The 18,078-nt window shown below is 71.5% G+C and carries 15 protein-coding genes and 1 pseudogene; 4 read left to right on the forward strand and 12 right to left on the reverse strand.

The features are described 5' to 3' along the window. Positions 1-18: 18 nt before the first annotated feature. Genes ACVKXF_RS12755 through hrcA form a run of 4 tightly spaced genes read right to left on the reverse strand, consistent with a single transcriptional unit; the run spans position 19 to position 3,334 of the window. Entirely contained in the window at positions 19-372 is a 354-nt protein-coding gene (locus ACVKXF_RS12755; protein WP_396290993.1) for a histidine triad nucleotide-binding protein, read from the reverse strand. 40 nt (positions 373-412) lie between these two features. Continuing rightward, complete coding sequence (locus ACVKXF_RS12760; protein WP_456795923.1) at positions 413-1,150, reverse strand: 16S rRNA (uracil(1498)-N(3))-methyltransferase; 738 nt, start codon at positions 1,148-1,150, stop codon at positions 413-415. Beyond that, positions 1,150-2,262 carry a molecular chaperone DnaJ gene (gene dnaJ / locus ACVKXF_RS12765; protein ID WP_111085744.1) on the reverse strand — a complete coding sequence of 371 codons (1,113 nt, stop codon included), beginning with the start codon at positions 2,260-2,262 and terminating at the stop codon, positions 1,150-1,152. The genes ACVKXF_RS12760 and dnaJ overlap by 1 nt, the downstream gene beginning before the upstream one ends. A 49-nt stretch (positions 2,263-2,311) precedes the next feature. Further along, positions 2,312-3,334 carry a heat-inducible transcriptional repressor HrcA gene (hrcA, locus tag ACVKXF_RS12770; protein WP_123312903.1) on the reverse strand — a complete coding sequence of 341 codons (1,023 nt, stop codon included), beginning with the start codon at positions 3,332-3,334 and terminating at the stop codon, positions 2,312-2,314. An 88-nt stretch (positions 3,335-3,422) separates the two neighbouring features. Here hrcA and ACVKXF_RS12775 point away from each other — a divergent pair, with 88 nt between their 5' ends. Continuing rightward, positions 3,423-3,830, forward strand: a complete 408-nt coding sequence (locus ACVKXF_RS12775; RefSeq protein WP_456795924.1) for a DUF4870 domain-containing protein — start codon at positions 3,423-3,425, stop codon at positions 3,828-3,830. A 27-nt stretch (positions 3,831-3,857) separates the two neighbouring features. Here ACVKXF_RS12775 and hemW read toward each other — a convergent pair whose 3' ends face one another. Next, positions 3,858-5,099, reverse strand: coding sequence for a radical SAM family heme chaperone HemW (gene hemW, locus ACVKXF_RS12780; protein WP_123312904.1), 1,242 nt, complete (start codon positions 5,097-5,099; stop codon positions 3,858-3,860). A gap of 29 nt (positions 5,100-5,128) precedes the next feature. Between hemW and ACVKXF_RS12785 the strand changes: the two genes are divergently transcribed. Further along, positions 5,129-5,821, forward strand: a complete 693-nt coding sequence (locus tag ACVKXF_RS12785) for an HAD family hydrolase (protein WP_185021366.1) — start codon at positions 5,129-5,131, stop codon at positions 5,819-5,821. 86 nt (positions 5,822-5,907) lie between these two features. Here the strand turns inward: ACVKXF_RS12785 and ACVKXF_RS12790 are convergent, their stop codons facing one another. Beyond that, a complete protein-coding gene (locus ACVKXF_RS12790; RefSeq protein ID WP_123312906.1) occupies positions 5,908-6,555 on the reverse strand; it encodes a DUF1990 family protein in 648 nt (215 codons plus the stop codon). 113 nt (positions 6,556-6,668) lie between these two features. On the opposite strand from ACVKXF_RS12790, the gene ACVKXF_RS12795 reads away from it, so the two are divergent. Continuing rightward, positions 6,669-7,160 carry a hypothetical protein gene (locus tag ACVKXF_RS12795; RefSeq protein WP_456795925.1) on the forward strand — a complete coding sequence of 164 codons (492 nt, stop codon included), beginning with the start codon at positions 6,669-6,671 and terminating at the stop codon, positions 7,158-7,160. A 26-nt stretch (positions 7,161-7,186) separates the two neighbouring features. Here the strand turns inward: ACVKXF_RS12795 and lepA are convergent, their stop codons facing one another. Continuing rightward, positions 7,187-9,034, reverse strand: a complete 1,848-nt coding sequence (gene lepA, locus ACVKXF_RS12800; protein ID WP_111085750.1) for a translation elongation factor 4 — start codon at positions 9,032-9,034, stop codon at positions 7,187-7,189. A 290-nt stretch (positions 9,035-9,324) separates the two neighbouring features. Beyond that, positions 9,325-10,491 (reverse strand): pyridoxal phosphate-dependent aminotransferase, encoded by a 1,167-nt coding sequence (locus ACVKXF_RS12805; RefSeq protein ID WP_456795926.1) that lies wholly within the window; start codon positions 10,489-10,491, stop codon positions 9,325-9,327. 200 nt (positions 10,492-10,691) lie between these two features. Between ACVKXF_RS12805 and rpsT the strand changes: the two genes are divergently transcribed. After that, positions 10,692-10,952 (forward strand): 30S ribosomal protein S20, encoded by a 261-nt coding sequence (gene rpsT, locus ACVKXF_RS12810; RefSeq protein ID WP_123312910.1) that lies wholly within the window; start codon positions 10,692-10,694, stop codon positions 10,950-10,952. A 220-nt stretch (positions 10,953-11,172) separates the two neighbouring features. On the opposite strand, the gene holA is transcribed toward rpsT, so the two are convergent. From holA to leuS, 4 genes and pseudogenes are all read right to left on the reverse strand, one after another. After that, complete coding sequence (gene holA / locus ACVKXF_RS12815) at positions 11,173-12,192, reverse strand: DNA polymerase III subunit delta (RefSeq protein ID WP_456795927.1); 1,020 nt, start codon at positions 12,190-12,192, stop codon at positions 11,173-11,175. A gap of 358 nt (positions 12,193-12,550) precedes the next feature. Next, a pseudogene (locus ACVKXF_RS12820) lies at positions 12,551-14,599 on the reverse strand (ComEC/Rec2 family competence protein); the annotation flags it as partial. Between the two features lie 15 nt (positions 14,600-14,614). Next, positions 14,615-15,409, reverse strand: coding sequence for a helix-hairpin-helix domain-containing protein (locus tag ACVKXF_RS12825; protein ID WP_456795928.1), 795 nt, complete (start codon positions 15,407-15,409; stop codon positions 14,615-14,617). A gap of 128 nt (positions 15,410-15,537) precedes the next feature. After that, positions 15,538-18,078 (reverse strand): leucine--tRNA ligase, encoded by a 2,541-nt coding sequence (gene leuS, locus ACVKXF_RS12830; RefSeq protein ID WP_456795929.1) that lies wholly within the window; start codon positions 18,076-18,078, stop codon positions 15,538-15,540.

The following is an 18,078-nucleotide window of genomic DNA, read 5'->3' on the forward strand; positions in this document are numbered from 1 at the left end:
GTGGGCTGTGCTGGTTCGTTAGCCGGCAAGGGTGCCTTCCTGCAGTTCACCTGCGAGTACGTGCGCGTGCACGTGGAACACGGTCTGACCGGCGGCTTCGCCGGTGTTGAAGACGAGACGGAACTGGCCGCCGGCGCGCTCGTCGGCGATGCGCTGCGCGGTGGCGACCAGGTGGGCGAGGAGGTCGGGGTCACCGGCCGCGAGTTGGGCGACGTTCGCGTACTGCTCGGTCTTGGGGATGACCAGCACGTGGACGGGCGCCTTCGGGGCGATGTCCTCGATCGCGATCACACGGTCGTCCTCAGCGACGACGGTCGCCGGGATCTCGCGCGCGATGATCTTGCTGAAGACGCTGGGCGTGCTGGTGCTCATGACTCCATCGTAGAACGCGGGACCGACCTCGGGCCTTCCCTCACCAGCGACCGAGTCCGGCCTGCAGGATCGCGAGTGCCGCGGGACCGGCGGTCGAGGTCCGCAGCACGCTGTCGCCGAGCCGGACCCTGATCGCTCCCGCGGCCTCGAGCCGGTCGAGCTCGGAGCCGTCGATGCCACCCTCCGGCCCCACCACGAGTGCGATCTCGTCGAGGTCCGCCGGCGCTTCCCAGGTCGCGAGCCGCACGGTCGCGGTGGGGTCGAGCACGAGCACCGCGGCACCGGCACCGAGCGCGGGCACGAGCTGCGCCGTCGTGACGAGCGGCCCGACCTCGGGCACCCGTGACCGGATCGCCTGCTTCGCGGCCTCGTGTGCGATGGCCGTCCAGCGCGATCGGCCCTTCTCGACCTTCGGGCCCTCCCACCGGGAGACGCTGCGCGCGGCCGACCACGGCACGATCCGGTCCACGCCGATCTCCGTCGACGCCTGCACCGCCATCTCGTCGCGGCCGCCCTTGGCGAGGGCCTGCACGAGCGTCAGCGACGGGACCGGCAGCGGATCGACGGACAGCGACGCGACGGACAACACCAGCGAATCGCGGTCGACGGAGTCCACCGCACCGGACACGACGGTCCCCCGTCCGTCCGAGAGCCGCAGCGTCTCACCGACCCGCACGCGCGAGACGGTCACGGCGTGCCGCCCCTCTGCCCCGTCGAGCGTCACGGAGCCACCGACGGCGACGCCGTCGAGCGACTCCACGACGTAGAGCGATGCCATCAGAAGTTGAAGAAGCGGTCGCGGAGCTTGCCGAACATGCCCTGCTGGAACCGGGCGAGCTGCGGCGCCGAGGCCTTGTGCGACTTCGCGAGCTGCTCGACTAGCTGCCGCTCCTTGTGCGACAGCTTCGTCGGGGTGACGACCTGCACGCCGACCCGGAGGTCGCCGCGGCCGCTCCCGCGCAGCTTCGTGATGCCGCGGTCCTTGATGACCAGGACGTCGGCGCTCTGCACCCCTGGACGGATCTCGAGTTCGACGGGCCCGTCGAGTCCGTCGATCGTCGTGGTGGTGCCGAGCACGGCATCGGTCATCGCGACCTCGAGCGTGGCGAGCAGGTCGTCGCCGTCGCGGCTGAAGACGTCGTCGTGCCGCACCCGGATCTCGAGGTACAGGTCGCCGGAGGGGCCGCCGGCTGGGCCGACCTCGCCCTGGCCGGGCATCTGCAGGCGCAGGCCCGAGTCGACGCCGGCCGGGACGTCGACCGGAACCGTACGACGGGCACGGACGCGGCCCTGACCCTGGCAGGTCGGGCAGGGGCTCGGGATGACGGTGCCGTAGCCGCGGCAGGTGCCGCACGGGGCGCTCGTCACGACGTTGCCCAGGAGCGAGCGGACCTGGCGCTGGATGTTGCCGGAGCCGCCGCAGATGTCGCAGGTGCGCGGGCTCGTGCCGGGTGCGCAGCACGAGCCGTGACAGGTCTCGCACAGGACGGCGGTGTCGACCTCGACGTCCTTGTGGGTCCCGAAGACGACCTCGTCGAGGTCGACGTCGATGCGGAGCAGGGCGTCCTGCCCCCGCTCGGCACGGCTGCGGGGACCGCTGCCCCGGCCACCGCCGCCACCGCCGCCGAAGAAGGCGTCGAAGATGTCGCTGAACCCGCCGGCGCCGCCACCGAAGGGGCTGTCGGCCTGTGGCCCGGCGTCGTACCGGCGCCGCTGCTCGGGGTCGCTCAGGACGTCGTACGCGTGCGTGACGTCCTTGAACCGCTCGGCGGCCTCGGGGGCCGGGTTCACGTCCGGGTGGAGCTCACGCGCCAGGCGGCGGTAGGCCTTCTTGATGTCGGCATCGGAGGCGTCTCGCTGGACGCCGAGGACGTCGTAGTGGTCTGCCACGTATCCCTCAGTCGGTTGTGTTCGGTCGGTCGGTCGGTGTTGCAGTCGATCAGTGTTCGCCCAGGAGCTTGGACAGGTACCGTGCGACGGCCCGGACGGCCGCCATGTTCGTGCCGTAGTCCATCCGGGTCGGTCCGAGGACGCCCAGGCGTGCCACCTCGCCGCCACCGGCGAGGTACCCGCCGGCGACGATGCTCGTCGCGTCGAGCCCGTACTCGGCGTTCTCGACGCCGATGCTGGCCGCCACCGCGATGTCGTCCACCTGCATCTCCCCGAACAGCCGGAGCAGGGTGACTTGTTCCTCGATCGCTTCGAGCACCGGGAAGAGGCCGCCGGAGAAGTCCTGCTCGCTCTTCGCCAGGTTCGCGGCGCCGGCCATCAGCAGGCGGTCCTGTCGGTTCGCCGCGACCTGCTCGATGAGGGTCGCCACGACGACCCCGCCGAGCGTCTGGGCCTCGGGGCGGAGCTGTTGCGGCACCGCACGGAGCGCGGTGGGCACGTCCTGCAGCAGGAGCCCCACGGCCGCACCGTTCAGCACGGTGCGGAGTTCGGTCAGCAGCGGCTCGTCGAGCGCGACGTCGGTCTCGACGACGCGCTGCTCGACCCGGGCGGTGTCCGTGATGAGCACCACCATCAGCCGGGCGTCGCCGAGTCGCACGAGTTCGACGTGCTGCACCCGGGCGCGCACCATCGACGGGTACTGCACGAGGGCGACCTGGTTCGTGAGCTGGCTGAGCAGGCGCACGGTGCGGCCGAGGACCTCGTCGAGGTCGTTCGGGGCGCCGAGGAAGGTCTCGATGGCGTGCCGCTGGGCGCTCGTCAGCGGCCGGGCCGCGGCCAGGTGGTCGACGAAGAGGCGGTACCCCTTGTCGGTCGGCACGCGACCGGACGAGGTGTGCGGGGCGACGATGAGCTGCTCGTCCTCGAGCAGGGCCATGTCGTTGCGGATCGTGGCGGCACTGACACCGAAGGCGTGCCGCTCGACGATCGTCTTCGAGCCGACCGGTTCGCGGGACGCCACGTAGTCGCGCACGATCGCCTTCAGGACCTCGAGGCTGCGTTCACTGACCACGAGCGCTCCTTCCTGGTCGATCTGGCACTCGGACGTGTCGACTGCTGATCCTACGCCCGCGTGACTGCACCCCCGATACGCTTCCGGCATGACCTACGGACAGCAGCCCGGTGGCCCGCAGAACCCGAACGGGCCCCAGTACCCGAGCGGGTACACGCCGCCGCAGCCGATGAGCCCGGAGGACCAGCGCCTCTGGGCAACGCTCACGCACATCGGCGGGATCTTCTTCACCGTCGTCGCGCCGCTCGTGGCGTACCTGGTCCTCCGCGATCGCGGCGGCTTCATCCGCGAGCACACCCGGGTCGCCCTGAACTTCCACATCACGATGGCGATCGCGTACTTCGTCGGTTCGCTCACATCGGTGTTCGGCGTCGGGTTCCTGATCATCCTCGCCGCTGCGATCGTTTCGCTGATCTTCAGCATCATGGCGGCCGTCGCGGCGAACCAGGGCCAGTTCTACCGCTACCCCCTGTCGATCGAGTTCATCAAGCAGTAGGGCCGGCAGGCGACCGGCGGACGCCGGTCAGTCGAGCAGTTCCCGCACCACCGCGTCGGCGAGCAGGCGACCCTGCAGGGTCAGGTCGATCCGTCCCCGCACCGCGGCCGACCCGTCCACGAGACCCCGTGCGATGAGTCCCGCGACCCGGCCACGGGCCTCCTGGCGGATCTCGCTCGTCGCGAGCTCCCCGCGGACGCGGGCGGCGAGGAGCAGCCGCTCGACGTACCGGGTCTCGTCGTCGATGGTCTCGCGGCCGGCGGCGGGCGAATCGCCGGACAGCACCCGGTTCGCGTACGCGGCCGGGTGCTTCACGTTCCACCAGCGCGTGCCGGCGACGGCGGAGTGCGCGCCGGGGCCGACGCCCCACCAGTCGTGGCCCTTCCAGTAGGACAGGTTGTGCCGACTCGCGTGCGCGTCACCGCGCGCCCAGTTCGACACCTCGTACCAGGAGTAGCCGGCGTCACCGAGCACCTGGTCGGCGAGCTCGTACATGTCGGCGGCCAGGTCGTCGTCGGGCGCGGGGAGTTCGCCGCGGGCCACCATGCGGCCCATCGCGGTGCCGTCCTCGACGATGAGCGAGTACGCCGACACGTGGTCGGGCTCGCAGGCGATCGCGGCGTCGAGCGACGTCCGCCAGTCGGCGAGGGACTCCCCCGGCGTCGAGTAGATGAGGTCGAGCGAGACGTCGAGGCCCTGCTGCTTCGCGAGGTCGACGACCACGGGCACGCGCAGCGGGTCGTGGGTGCGGTCCAGCGTCGCGAGCACGTGCGGCACCGCGGACTGCATGCCGTAGCTGATCCGGTTGAAGCCGCCCTCGCGCAGGGTCTGCAACGACGACGCGTCGACCGAGTCCGGGTTCGCCTCGGTCGTGACCTCGGCGCCGGGCAGGATCCCCCACGTGTCGTCGATGGCCCGCAGGATCATCGCCAGGTCGGACGCCGGCAACATGGTCGGGGTCCCGCCGCCGAAGAAGACCGTCGACACCGGCCGACGCGGCACGCCGGAGCGGTCGAGCACGGTCGCGGCCCACTCGATCTCCCGCACGGCGTGCCCGGCGTAGTCGTCGCGACGGACGCCGCGGAGCTCGGACGCCGTGTAGGTGTTGAAGTCGCAGTACCCGCAGCGCACGCGGCAGAACGGCACGTGCACGTACACGCCGAAGGGCACGTCGCCGGCAGCGGGAGCACCGTCGGACCCCGCCGCCGCCCACGGCGTGATCAGGCCGTCCGCGGGGGCTGGATCGGCGATCGGGAGAGCACTCGGCATGGGCTCCATTCTCCGTCATGATGGGAGTCATGGAGCACCATCCCGTTCCCACCACGGTCCTGTGGGACATCGACGGCACCCTCGTGATGAACGCGTCGTCCCCGGGCAACCTCTACCACCTCGCGCTCGAGCGGGCGGTCGGCCGCGACCTCACCCTGCGCGTCGGACACCAGCACGGTCGGACGGACGCCGGGCTCATCGCCGAGCACGTCCGTGCCCACGCGTTCGACGACACCATCATCCCGACGGTGAGCGGCCACCTGCGCGACCTCACCGCCGAGCGGCACGCCTCGGGCGACCACCGCTCACCCGTCCCCGGCGCCACCGCGCTGCTCACCCGGTTCGCGGAGATCGGGTGGCGGAACGGCCTGCTCACCGGCAACTCGGAGTACCGCGCCCGCGTCAAGCTGGCCGGCGCCGGGTTCGACGATGGCCTGTTCGACTGGGACCACTCCTACTTCGGCGACACCGAGGTCGAGCGAGCCGACGTCACCACCCGTGCGGCGGCGGAACTCGCCGGAACCCGGGCCGTGATCGTCGGCGACACCCCGCGTGACGGCGAGGCCGCGGACGCCGCCGGCATCCCCTTCTTGGCGGTCGCCACCGGGGTGTTCGACGTCGAGGCCCTGCGGGCGACGAACGCGGTCACGGTCGCGCGGGACTGCCGGGTCGACGCCGGCCTGATCGAGGACGCCATCGCGGCGCTGCCGCCGTTGCGCTGACCACGCGCACACGCGCGCCGACGGGCACGCGTACGAACGGGCACGCACACGCCCAAGCGCGCACACGCACGCCCGCGCCCGCGCCGCTAGTCGCCCCGCAGCGCCGCCAGGTACTGCTCCGCCATCACCTTCTGCTGCCGACGCAGCAGCGGCGCGACGAACTGCCACTTCCGGCTCGACGGCTGCGAGAACTGCCGGATCTGCAGCCACACGGAGCCGTCCGGCGTGCGTTCGACGACGAACGATTCCTCGCCGGACAGCGGGTGCCCCTCGAGCGTGCCGTAGGCGAAGCCCTTGCGATCGTGCTCGTCGATGATCGACACGACCCGGACGGGCGCCTGCACGGTCCGGCCGAAGGCGTGCATCGTGAGGGTCGCCGAGGTGCCCGCGGTCACCAGCGGAGTGCCGTCCGGCGCGAACTTCTCGACTCGTGGGGTGCCGATCGAGGCCGGCGCGATCGGGACGCCGTCGTCGTCGAAGGTCACCGGGTTGTACCGGACCTCGTCGTCGTCGGGCTGTTCCTCGACACGCACGCGGATCCCGCTGCGCTCCTGGATCTGCCACGTCAGGGCCTGCGTCACCGCGGTCTCGAACCGCTGGTCGCCGTGCCCGATCCGCGCACGCGACTCACTGGGGGTGAACCCCTCGGGCGGGTACGTCATGAGGTCCGACGCCTGGGTCGCCCCCACCGCGCCGTAGGTCAGGGCGGTCCGGTAGCTCCCGCGGATGCTCATGCCGCCAGCCTACTTGGGCCTGCCCCGTCGGATCGAACCGAGTGGTCGTCCGGTTCACGTGCACCCCGAACTGGAGGCCCGACCCGCGGCCGCCACGCCCCTATCGTTGCAGCGTGCCCCGCTCCACCCCCGCGCCCTGGCGGTCCGTCGACCGTCGGACCGCGACCTTCGCCGCGCTCACGTTCGTCGCCTTCGGCGCCGCCGCGCTCGCGCGTGTCCTGGTCGACGCGACGACCGCCGGCATCGGCTCGTCCGCACGCTACGTCGCGGTGCCACCGGCACAGTGGGACGCCTTCGACACCGCGAACGCGATCGCGGCGGTCGGTGCGTGCTGCGCCGGAGCGGGGGTCCTGCTGTTCGGGGCCACCCTCGTGTCCGCGGTCCGACGGCACCGGGCCACGCGGATGCCGCAGTGGATCGGCGCCGTGACGGTCGCCCTGGCCCTCGGGGCCGTGGTGTCCGGCGTCGCGGCGACCCAGCAGACCGACTTCAGTGCGGCCGCCGGGCTGGTCATCCTGCGGACCGCACTGGCGGGACTGGCCGCTGCGAGCCTCCCGGCCCTCTGCCTGGCCCTGCTGCGGGCGCGAGCCGCACGGGCCCGCTGACCCGTCGCTCCTTCTTCTTCTCGGCGCTACTTCTTCTTTTCCTCGACGTCGCCGGACAGCGCGGCGATGAAGGCCTCCTGCGGGACCTCGACCCGACCGATGGTCTTCATGCGCTTCTTGCCCTCCTTCTGCTTCTCGAGGAGCTTGCGCTTGCGGGTGATGTCACCGCCGTAGCACTTCGCCAGGACGTCCTTGCGCATCGCACGGATGCTCTCGCGGGCGATGATGCGGGCACCGATGGCGGCCTGGATCGGCACCTCGAACTGCTGGCGCGGGATGAGCTTGCGCAGCCGCTCGGTCATCAGGGTGCCGTAGGCGTACGCCTTGTCGCGGTGCACGATCGCGCTGAACGCGTCGACCTGGTCGCCCTGCAGCAGGATGTCGACCTTGACGAGGTCGGCCGCCTGGTCGCCGATGGGCTCGTAGTCGAGCGAGGCGTAGCCCTGCGTCTTGCTCTTCAGCTGGTCGAAGAAGTCGAACACGATCTCGCCGAGGGGCATCTCGTAGCGGATCTCGACGCGGTCCTCGCCGAGGTACTCCATGCCGAGCAGGGAGCCGCGGCGCGACTGGCACAGCTCCATGATCGCGCCGACGTAGTCCTTCGGGGCGAGGATCGCTGCGCGGACCATGGGTTCGCGGACCTCGACGATGCGGCCGCCGGGGAACTCGGACGGGTTCGTGACCTCGGTCACGGAGTTGTCCTCGTTCGTGACCTCGTAGATCACGCTGGGCGCGGTCGTGATGAGGTCGAGTCCGAACTCGCGCGAGAGCCGCTCGGTGATGATCTCGAGGTGGAGCAGCCCGAGGAATCCGCAGCGGAAGCCGAAGCCGAGCGCCACCGACGTCTCGGGTTCGTACACCAGTGCCGCGTCGGAGAGCTTGAGCTTGTCGAGCGCGTCACGCAGGTCCGGGTAGTCCGACCCGTCGATCGGGTACAGGCCCGAGAACACCATCGGCTTCGGGTCCGTGTAGCCGGGCAGGGCGTCGGTCGCGGGCTTCTGCGCGCTCGTGACCGTGTCGCCGACCTTGGACTGGCGGACGTCCTTGACGCCGGTGATGAGGTACCCGACCTCGCCGACGGAGAGCCCCTTCGTCGGGATCGGCTCGGGGCTCGACACCCCGATCTCGAGGATCTCGTGCGTCGACTTCGTCGACATCATCTGGACCTTCTCGCGCGGCTTGATCGAGCCGTCGATCATCCGGATGTACGTCACGACGCCGCGGTAGCTGTCGTAGACCGAGTCGAAGATCATCGCGCGGGGCGCGGCCTCGACGTCACCGACCGGTGCCGGCACACGCCGGACCACCAGGTCGAGGAGCTCGGGCACGCCCACACCGGTCTTGCCGGAGACGCGCAGGACGTCCTCCGGCTTGCCGCCGATGAGCTGCGCGAGCTCGGCCGCGTACTTCTCGGGTTCCGCTGCCGGCAGGTCGATCTTGTTGAGCACCGGGATGATCTCGAGGTCGTTCTCGAGCGCCAGGTACAGGTTGGCCAGCGTCTGCGCCTCGATGCCTTGGGCGGCGTCGACGAGCAGGATCGCGCCCTCGCACGCCGCCAGGGAACGGGAGACCTCGTACGAGAAGTCGACGTGCCCGGGGGTGTCGATCATGTTGAGCGCGAAGGTCTCACCGTCGAGTTCCCACGGCATGCGGACGGCCTGCGACTTGATCGTGATGCCGCGCTCGCGCTCGATGTCCATGCGGTCGAGGTACTGCGCGCGCATCGCGCGCTCCTCGACGACGCCGGTCATCTGCAGCATGCGGTCGGCCAGCGTGGACTTGCCGTGGTCGATGTGCGCGATGATGCAGAAGTTGCGGATCGCGCCGGCCGGGGTCGCGGCGGGCTCGAGCGGAGCGGATGCTTGTGGGCTCACGGTTCCTCAGGTGGGTCGGACGGTCGCAACAGTCTCCCACGCTTCACCCGCCCTGGCGGCACGGCGCGCGTCCGCGACGCACGGTGCGCGTTTGGTGCGCGTCCGGGGGGCCGTCGAGCCGGTGTGCTGGCCTCGCACGGTGCGAGGTCGGCGGGTCCGTGCGCTGGTGACCGCCCCGTGACCGGATGCTGCGCGGCACGAGGCGAGCATCCTCGCACCAGGTGGAGGACTGCGCACCGTGCGCTGCCGTGCCGACCGGCACCGGGCCTCCCGTCCGCACGCTCCGAGCGTCAGACGCCTGCGCGCACCGGGGCCGGCAGGGCTCCCAGGCCACGGCGGAGGTCGTCCGGCGTGGCCGCGAGGCACACGCGGATCCAGCCCTCGCCGGAGCGGCCGAAGGCGCTGCCCGGCGCGACCGCGACGGCCTCGCGCTGCAGGAGGCCGAGCGCCCACGCGGCGACGTCGCCGTCCGAGGCGTGCGACACGTCGATCCACAGGTAGAACGCGCCACGCGGGTCGAGGTACCGGATGCCGGCGGCGTCCAGCACCTGCTTCGCGACCTCGAGGTTCGCGCGGTAGTGCTCCCGGGCGTCGCGCACCGCGGAGTGGTCCCCCACGATCGCTGCCAGTGCCGCGTACTGGTCCGGTTCGGCGACGCAGCTGATCATCGCCTCCTGCGTCGTGCGCATCGTCGGCCCGAGGCCCTTCGGGGTGACGAGGTACCCGACACGGACACCCGTCATGGCGTACGTCTTGCTCAGCGAGAACGCGGAGAAGACCCGGTCGTCCTCGTCGAGCGCCGCGAGGCTGACGTGGCGGGTGCCGTAGGTGAAGTACTCGTAGACCTCGTCGCTGATGACCCACAGGTCGTGGCGCTTCGCGACGGCCAGGAGCGCGCGGAGGGTGTCCTCGCCGAACACCGCGCCGAGCGGGTTCGACGGGGAGTTCACCACGAGCACGCGGGTCCGCTCGGTGATGCTCGCCTCGAGCGCCTCGAGGTCGGGTTCGAACCCGTGCTGCGGCTCGAGCCGGTACGGCACCGGCGTGGCCCCGAGGATGTGCGCGTTCATCGTGAACGTCGTGTAGCCCGGGTCCGGCACCAGGACCTCGTCGCCGGGGCTCAGCGTCAGCGTCATCGCCTGGAACAGCGCCTGGGTCGCGCCGATCGTCATCCAGATCTGTTCGAGGTCGGCCTCGATGCGGTTCTCGCGGCGGAGCTTGTCGCGGACCGCCTCGCGCAGGGGTGCGATACCGCCGTTCGGCGTGTAGTCGGTGCGGTCCTCGGTCCACGCGCGACGGGCGGCGTCGCCGATGTGCGGTGCCACCGGGACGTCCGGTTCGCCGATCACGAGCATCGTGACCGCGGTCCCGGCGGACTGCAGCAGCGCTGCCTGCTCGAAGACCCTCCGGATGCCGGAGGCGGGCACGGTGTCGATCCGAGGTGCGAGGGACGGCATGTCCGTCACCGTATCCGGTGCATGTTGCCGCGAGATCACGCCGATCCGGCGGTGTTTCGTGCTTTGGTGGCGGGCCGTTCGCCTGGTAATGTTGGTGGCTGGCTTGCGCGTTCCCCGCCCACGGGTGGAACGCGATGCGACCGAGGGCCCCTCTACCCCGCGGTCGCGCCCACCCGTACGAGACGAAGCAGGAGCTACACATGGCGAACATCAAGTCGCAGATCAAGCGCATCAAGACCAACCTCAAGGCCACCGAGCGCAACAAGGCCTACAAGTCGGAGCTCAAGACGTTCATCCGTCACACCAACGAGGCCGTTGCCGCTGGCGACAAGGACAAGGCCGTTGCCGCCCTGGCCACCGCGTCGAAGAAGCTCGACAAGGCCGTGAGCAAGGGTGTCATCCACCGCAACCAGGCCGCGAACCGCAAGTCGGCCATCGCGAAGAAGGTTGCATCGCTCTGATCTCCTGAGTGCTGCACGAAGGCCCCGCACCGTTCGGTGCGGGGCCTTCGTCGTGTGCGGGGCGTGGGGTGTTGGGCGTCGGGGTGGTGGCGGCGGCGGGCCGCACGCTTCGTGAGCAGAAATGGTCGGGTCGCAGGTCGGCACTCGACCATTTCTGCTCACCAAGTGCGCGGGTGTGGGCGCGCGACGACCGCTCGACGACCGGGAGGCGCGGGTCGCCTCAGCGCGCCTCGCCGCGTCGGGCGATGGTGCGGACCATGACCTCGAGCGCGTAGTGCGCGTCGCGCGAGCCGCCCTTCACCGCGGTGTCCGCCTCGGCGATGCTCGTGATCGCGTTCGCGAGTCCGGCTTCGGACCACCCGGCGACGTCACGCTGCGCGCGCTGCACCTGCCACGGCGCCATGCCGAGCGCCGACGCCGCCTGACCGCTCGGTCCGCGGAACGCGCTGACCTTCGCCATCGTTCGGATCTTGCTCGCGAACGCGGCGACGATCGGCACGGGCGCTTCGCCGGTGGCCAGTGCGTGCCGCAGCTCGACGATCGCCGGGGCGGAGCGTCCGGCGAGGGCGATGTCGGCCACCTTGAACGCGTTCGTCTCGACGCGACCGCCGTAGTACTTGTCGACGACCTTGTCGGTGATCTCCTGCGCCTCGTCCGCCAGGAGCTGCCGGCACGCGGCGGCGAGCTCGGCCAGGTCGTCGGCGAAGGCCACCACGAGGGTGCGGACCGCCGAGGGCGCGATCTTGCGTCGGGCGGCGCGGAACTCGGCGTTCACGAAGTCGATGCGGTCGGTCTCGCGCTTGAGTTCGTCGCACATGACCTCGACGCCACCACCGACCCCGCTGCGGATCGTGTCGAGGAGCTTCTTGCCGCGCACGCCGCCGCCGTGCCGGAGCACCAGGGTGACGTCGTCGGCTGGAGCCTGCAGGTACGAGATGGTCTCGGTGATGAAGGCGTCGGTGCACTTCTCGACGTTGGTGACCCGCACGAGTCGCGGCTCGCCGAACAGCGACGGGCTCGCGAGCGTCGCGAGCAGGCCGGGGGCGTACTGGTCGGCTTCGAGGTCGTGCGCCTCGAGCGCCGGGTCCTCGCCCACGAGCAGGTCCTTGAGTACGCTGCTGGCCCGGTCCGCCAGGAAAGCCTCTGGTCCGGTCACGAGCACGACGGGAGCCGGTCGGATCCCCGACCAGGGCACCTGGTCGATCTTCGCTGCGGCGCGCGCGGGCTTCTTGGCGGGCATGCGGTCCTTCCGGTGGTGCCGCCCCGGACGGTGCCGGTGCGACGAGTGCTCCGACGATCCTACGGGCGGCCGCCGACGGCGTGCGCTCCGTCCACACCCGCAGGTCGTCCGCGCCCGTCCGACCGACCACGACGGTGCCGAGTTCGTCGGTCCGGTACGCCGTGGTCCCCGCCGACGCGAGCATCGACAGCGCCGAACGTGTCGGGTGGCCGTACGTGTTGTCCGCGCCGACGCCGACGAGTCCGACACGGGCCGCGAGCTGTCGGTACAGCAGTGGGTCCTGGTCCGCCGAACCGTGGTGCGAGATCTTCACGACGTCGAGCGGGCCGGCGGGCAGCCCACCACCGGAACGGAGCCGACGCTGCGCGGTCTCGCCCAGGTCGCCGAGGAACACCCCGGACAGGCACGTGGAGCAGCCGTCGCCCGGCGGTGGTTCGGTCACGAGCACGATGCTGGCGTCGTTGCCGGCGTCCGGGTTGCCCGCACGCGGCCACACGACGCGCCAGCTGATCGGCCCGAGCACACCGGACACCCGGTCGTCGGCCCGCCGGACGTCGACGCCACCGCGCTGCAGGTCCCGCACGACGCGGGTGTCCGATGCGCGACCGACGGGACCGACCAGTGCCGTGTCGACCATGCCCGCGACCTCGTCCACCGCACCGACGTGGTCGCGGTCGAAGTGCGTGAGGACGAGCAGGTCGATCCGGCTGATCCGCAGCAGCTCGAGGCAGGCGCGCAGGCGCTCCGGGTCGTCCCCGGTGTCGATCAACGCCGTGCGGGCGCCGCCGCGGACCAGCACGGCGTCCCCCTGTCCGACGTCACACGCAGCGACCGCCCAGTCCCGCGGAACGGTGCCGCGCACGACCAGCACTGGAACCGCGACGGCGGCGACACCGACCACGACGACCACGCCCGCGACGAGCAGCAGGCGGTTCCTGACCGTCGGTGTGCTCAGCACGGCGACCGCGAGGCACGCGCTGACGAGCACCGCGCCGCCCACGCCGACCGTGCCGCCCGGCCACGGAGCCGACGCGTACGGCAGTCCTGCGGCGCCGTGGGCGATGCCACCGACCGCCGATGCGGGCACCCAGGCGACGGCTGCGAGCACCGACCCGCCCCACGGCCAGACGGGTGCGAGCAGACACGCACCGAGGCCGACGACGGTGACGATCGGTGCCAGGGGCTCGGCCAGCAGGTTCGCCGGCACCGCGTAGGTCGGCAGCGCCGCCGACAGCGGAATCGTCACGGGCCAGCACGCGACCTGCGCCGCCACCGGCACCGCCAGTGGCACGGCGATCGGGGTCCACAGCCGTCGGGCGAACAGCGTCGTGAGCGGTGGTCCGAGCACCACGATGCCGGTCGTGGCGAGCACGGACAGCGCGAACCCGAACGAGCGCGCGAACCAGGGGTCGACCACGAGCATGCCGATCGCGGCCAGTGCGACGAGCGGCACACCGCGCACGGGGCGGCCGGACAGGTGCACGACCAGCACGACGACCGCCATCACCGTGGCCCGGACGATCGACGGGTCGGGCCGGACGAGCACCACGAAGGCGAGCAGGACGGCGACGGCCGACGCCGCCCGGACGCCACGGGGAGCACCGCAGAGCCGCCCGACCACCACCACCAGGCCGACCACCACGGCGCAGTTCGACCCGGACACCGCGGTCAGGTGGGTCAGCGCCGACGTCTCCATGGCCGCCTCGGTCTCCGGGTCGAGGCCGGAGCGGTCACCGATCGCCAGGCCGCGCAGGAGCGCGGCCCCCGGCTCGGGCAGACCGGCCGTCGCGCGGACGAAGGCCTGGCGAGCGGCGTCGGTCCCTCCGAGCAGTCCGCCGGGAGGCTCAGTGGTCGGCGCACCCCGGACGAAGAGCACGAACGCGGTCGCGGCTCCGGGGGCGTCGGGTTCGAGGGTCCCGGTGCCGGTCACCCGCGTGCCCGCGGCCAGCACCCTGTCGTGGTCGTCACCCGCCGGGACGAGCCGGACCGGTGCCCGGAGCACGCCCAGGCTGTCGGCGCGCTCGAGCGTCGCGACCACGGATCGGTCACCCTGGCCCAGGTCACGCGACAGGACCGCGTCGAACGGGACGGCTCCCGAGCCGGAGGCGAGGGCCCGGAGCGGCTCCGGTGCACGGCGGGTCTCCCCCACGGTGACCGAGACCGCCAGCAGCGCGGTCAGCCCTGCTGCGAGGAGCACCGGGCCGGCGCAGGCCGACGCCATCCGCCGACGACGGCCAGCCACGAGCGCGCTCCCTCCGGCCAGCACGGCGGCCACGGCAGCGACGCCGGGAGCCGATCCCGGTCCCCCGACGAGCACGGCCGTGACAATCCAGGCCGTCGCGACGGGCGCCGCCACCCGCAGGTCCGCCGCGCTGGGCCGCAGCTGCACGGGTACGGGTACGGGCATCGTGACCGGCACCGCTCACACCCGCACACGGTCGCGGAGCTCGGCGAACCGGACGTCGCCGATGCCGCTGACGTCGAGCAGGTCCTCGACCGCGGTGAACCGACCGTGTTCGTCGCGCCAGGCCAGGATCCGGCCGGCCAACCCCGGACCGATGCCGGGCAGGGTCTCGAGCGCGGCCTGGTCGGCACTGTTCAGGTCGACGACGGCGGCACCGCCGGCTCCCCCCGCACCCGCGCCGTCGTCCGCGCTCCCGCCGCCCCCGGTCGCTGCGGCCGCACCACCGTCCACCGGATCGAGCGCCGACGGGACCTCGTCCTCCCCCACCCGCGGCACGTACAACCGTTCCCCGTCGGTCAGCACCCGGGCCAGGTTCAACCGGGCGAGGTCGGCGTCCGCCGTCGCCCCGCCGGCCCGCTCGATCGCGTCGGTGACCCGGCTCGACGGCGCCAGGCGCACCACACCGTCGCGCTCGACCGCCCCGAGCACGTGCACCACGACACCCGCCGTACCCGTGGTGGCCGTCCCCCCACCGGCTGCCGGCCCTGCGGCCGACGCACCGGCGTCCGGCGCACCGGCGGTCGGCGACACGGTCGGAGCCCCGTTGACCACGACCCCGCCCGCACCGGCACCGCCGCGCCCCGACAGCGACCCGACCAGGACCACCACGAGCGCGACCGCCACGACGACCCCGGCCAGCACCACCGCGGCCCGCGGCGACAGCGCCAGACGGGACCACGGCACGCGTCCCGACGACGGCGCGCCGTGCGGTGACCGGGGCTCCGGCGACGAGGGCGACGAGGGCGACGACATGCCCGAACGCTACGGAGCCCGGCCGATCGGCCGGGCTCCGGAGTCAAGGACTGTGGAGAGACGCGCCAGCCGCCCATCGTGTGGACGACAAGACGCCCACCCTGTGGGCGGCCAGCGACGCCCTCCGACTACCCCTTGATCGCGATGTTCACGAGCTTCGGCGCCCGCACGATGACCTTCACGATCTCGCGGTCACCGATGTACCGCTGCACGTTCGCCGAGTTCCGCGCGAGTGCCTCGAGCTCCGACGGCTCGATCGACTTCGACACCTCGAACGAGTCGCGCACCTTGCCGTTGACCTGCACGACGGCCGTCAGCGTCTCCTGCACGAGCAGCGTCGGGTCGGCTTTCCGCCAGCCGTGCAGCGCGACGGTGGCCTCATACCCGAGCTGCTCCCACATCTCCTCGCCGGTGTACGGCGCGAACACGGCGAGGCCGAGCGTGACGGTCTCGACGGCTTCGCGCACGGCGGGGTCGGCGGCACCGGGGCCGCTGTCGATCGCCTTGCGGGTCACGTTCACCAGGTCCATGAGCCGCGCGATCACGACGTTGAACTTGAACGACTCCATCAGGCCGGGCGCATCGGCCAGGAACCGGTGCGTCACCTGGCGCAGGGCGCGGTCACCCTCGGCCCAGACGACGTCGGGAGTCGACGTGACGTCGGTCGCCAGGCGGTAAGCGCGAGCCAGGAAGCGCGCCGAGGCGGACGGGGAGACGTCCTCCCAGTTGATGTCGTCCTCCGGCGGCCCGGCGAAGCCCATCACCAGACGGATCGCGTCGACGCCGTTCGCGTCGAGCTCGTCCCCGAGCGAGACGCCGCCCTTGGACTTCGACATCTTCGAGCCGCCGGACAGCACCATGCCCTGGTTGAGCAGCGCCGAGAACGGCTCGGTGAAGTCGAGGTACCCGAGGTCGAACAGGACCTTGGTGACGAAGCGTGCGTACAGCAGGTGCAGGATCGCGTGCTCGATCCCGCCGATGTACTGGTCGACCGGCGCCCACTTGCGGGCGACCGCGGGGTCGAACGCCTGGGTGTCGTCGTTCGCCGCCAGGAAGCGCAGGAAGTACCACGACGAGTCGACGAAGGTGTCCATCGTGTCGGTGTCACGGAGCGCGGGGGTGCCGTCGACCGGGTTCGGCACGTTGACCCAGTCGGTCGCGCCGCCGAGCGGCGAGGTGCCCTTCGGCTTGAGGTCGAGCCCCTCGGTGTCGGGCAGTCGCACCGGCAGCTGGTCGAGCGGGACGGGGTGCTCGCTGCCGTCGGCACCGTGGATGATCGGGATCGGCGTGCCCCAGAAGCGCTGGCGCGAGATGAGCCAGTCGCGCAGGCGGTAGGTCTTGGCGGCGCGACCGGTCCCGCGCTCCTCGAGCAGCGAGATCGCAGCGGTGATCGCGTGCTGCTTCGACATGCCGTCGAGCGGCCCGGAGTTGATCATCCGACCCTGCCCCGTCAGGGCCTCGCCCGTCGTGGCCGGGTTGCGGTCGGGCAGCTCGGTGTCCTCGGTGATCACCGGGATCGCACCGGTGACGGCGGCGTTGGTGTCGACGACGACCTTCACCGGCAGGTCGAACGCCCGCGCGAAGTCGAGGTCGCGCTGGTCGTGCGCCGGGACGGCCATGACCGCGCCGTGCCCGTAGTCGGCGAGCACGTAGTCGGCGGCCCAGATCGGCAGGCGCTCACCCGTGAGCGGGTGGATCGCGAAGCGGCCGAGCGGCACACCGGTCTTCGGCCGGTCGGCGTTCTGCCGGTCGATCTCCGAGGTCTTCTGGGTGGCGACGAGGTACGAATCGAACGCAGCCCGGACGTCGTCCGGAGCAGACGAGACGAGCTCGGCCGCCAGGTCGGAGTCCGGCGCGACGACCAGGAAGGTCACACCGTGGATGGTGTCGGGTCGCGTCGTGAAGACCGTGACGGGCTCGTCCCGCCCCTCGATGACGAAGTCGACGTCGGCACCGACCGAGCGACCGATCCAGTTCCGCTGCTGCGCGATGACCTTGGCGGGCCACCGGCCCTCGAGCTGGTTGAGGTCGTCGAGCAGGCGGTCGGCGTACTCCGTGATCTTGAAGTACCACTGCGTGAGCTTCTTCTTGACGACGACGGCGCCGGAGCGGTCCGAGGTGCCGTCCGGCAGGACCTGCTCGTTCGCGAGAACGGTCTGGTCCACCGGGTCCCAGTTGACCCAGCTGTCCTTGCGGTACGCCAAGCCCTTCTCGTACATCTTGAGGAACAGCCACTGGTTCCACTTGTAGTACTCGGGGTCCGAGGTGTGGATCTCGGTGCTCCAGTCGAACGACGGCGCGTAGCGCTTGAAGGACGCCTTCTGCTGCGCGATGTTCGCGTAGGTCCAGTCCTTCGGGTCCACCCCGCGCTTGATCGCGGCGTTCTCGGCGGGCAGGCCGAACGAGTCCCAGCCGATGGGGTGCAGCACGTTGAAGCCCTGCTGGCGCCAGTAGCGCGCCACGAAGTCGCCGAGGGCCCAGTTCTCGGCGTGCCCCATGTGGAGGTCGCCGGACGGGTACGGGAACATCTCGAGGATGTACTTGCGCGGACGGGTGTCGTCGAGGTCGGTGGTGAAGAGCCCGAGCTCTTCCCAGCGGGGCTGCCACTTCTCCTGGATACGACGGAAGTCGTAGGCGTTCGGGTCCTCGGCGTGCTGCTCGGTGGTCAC

Source organism: Curtobacterium sp. PvP017, from assembly GCF_054060195.1.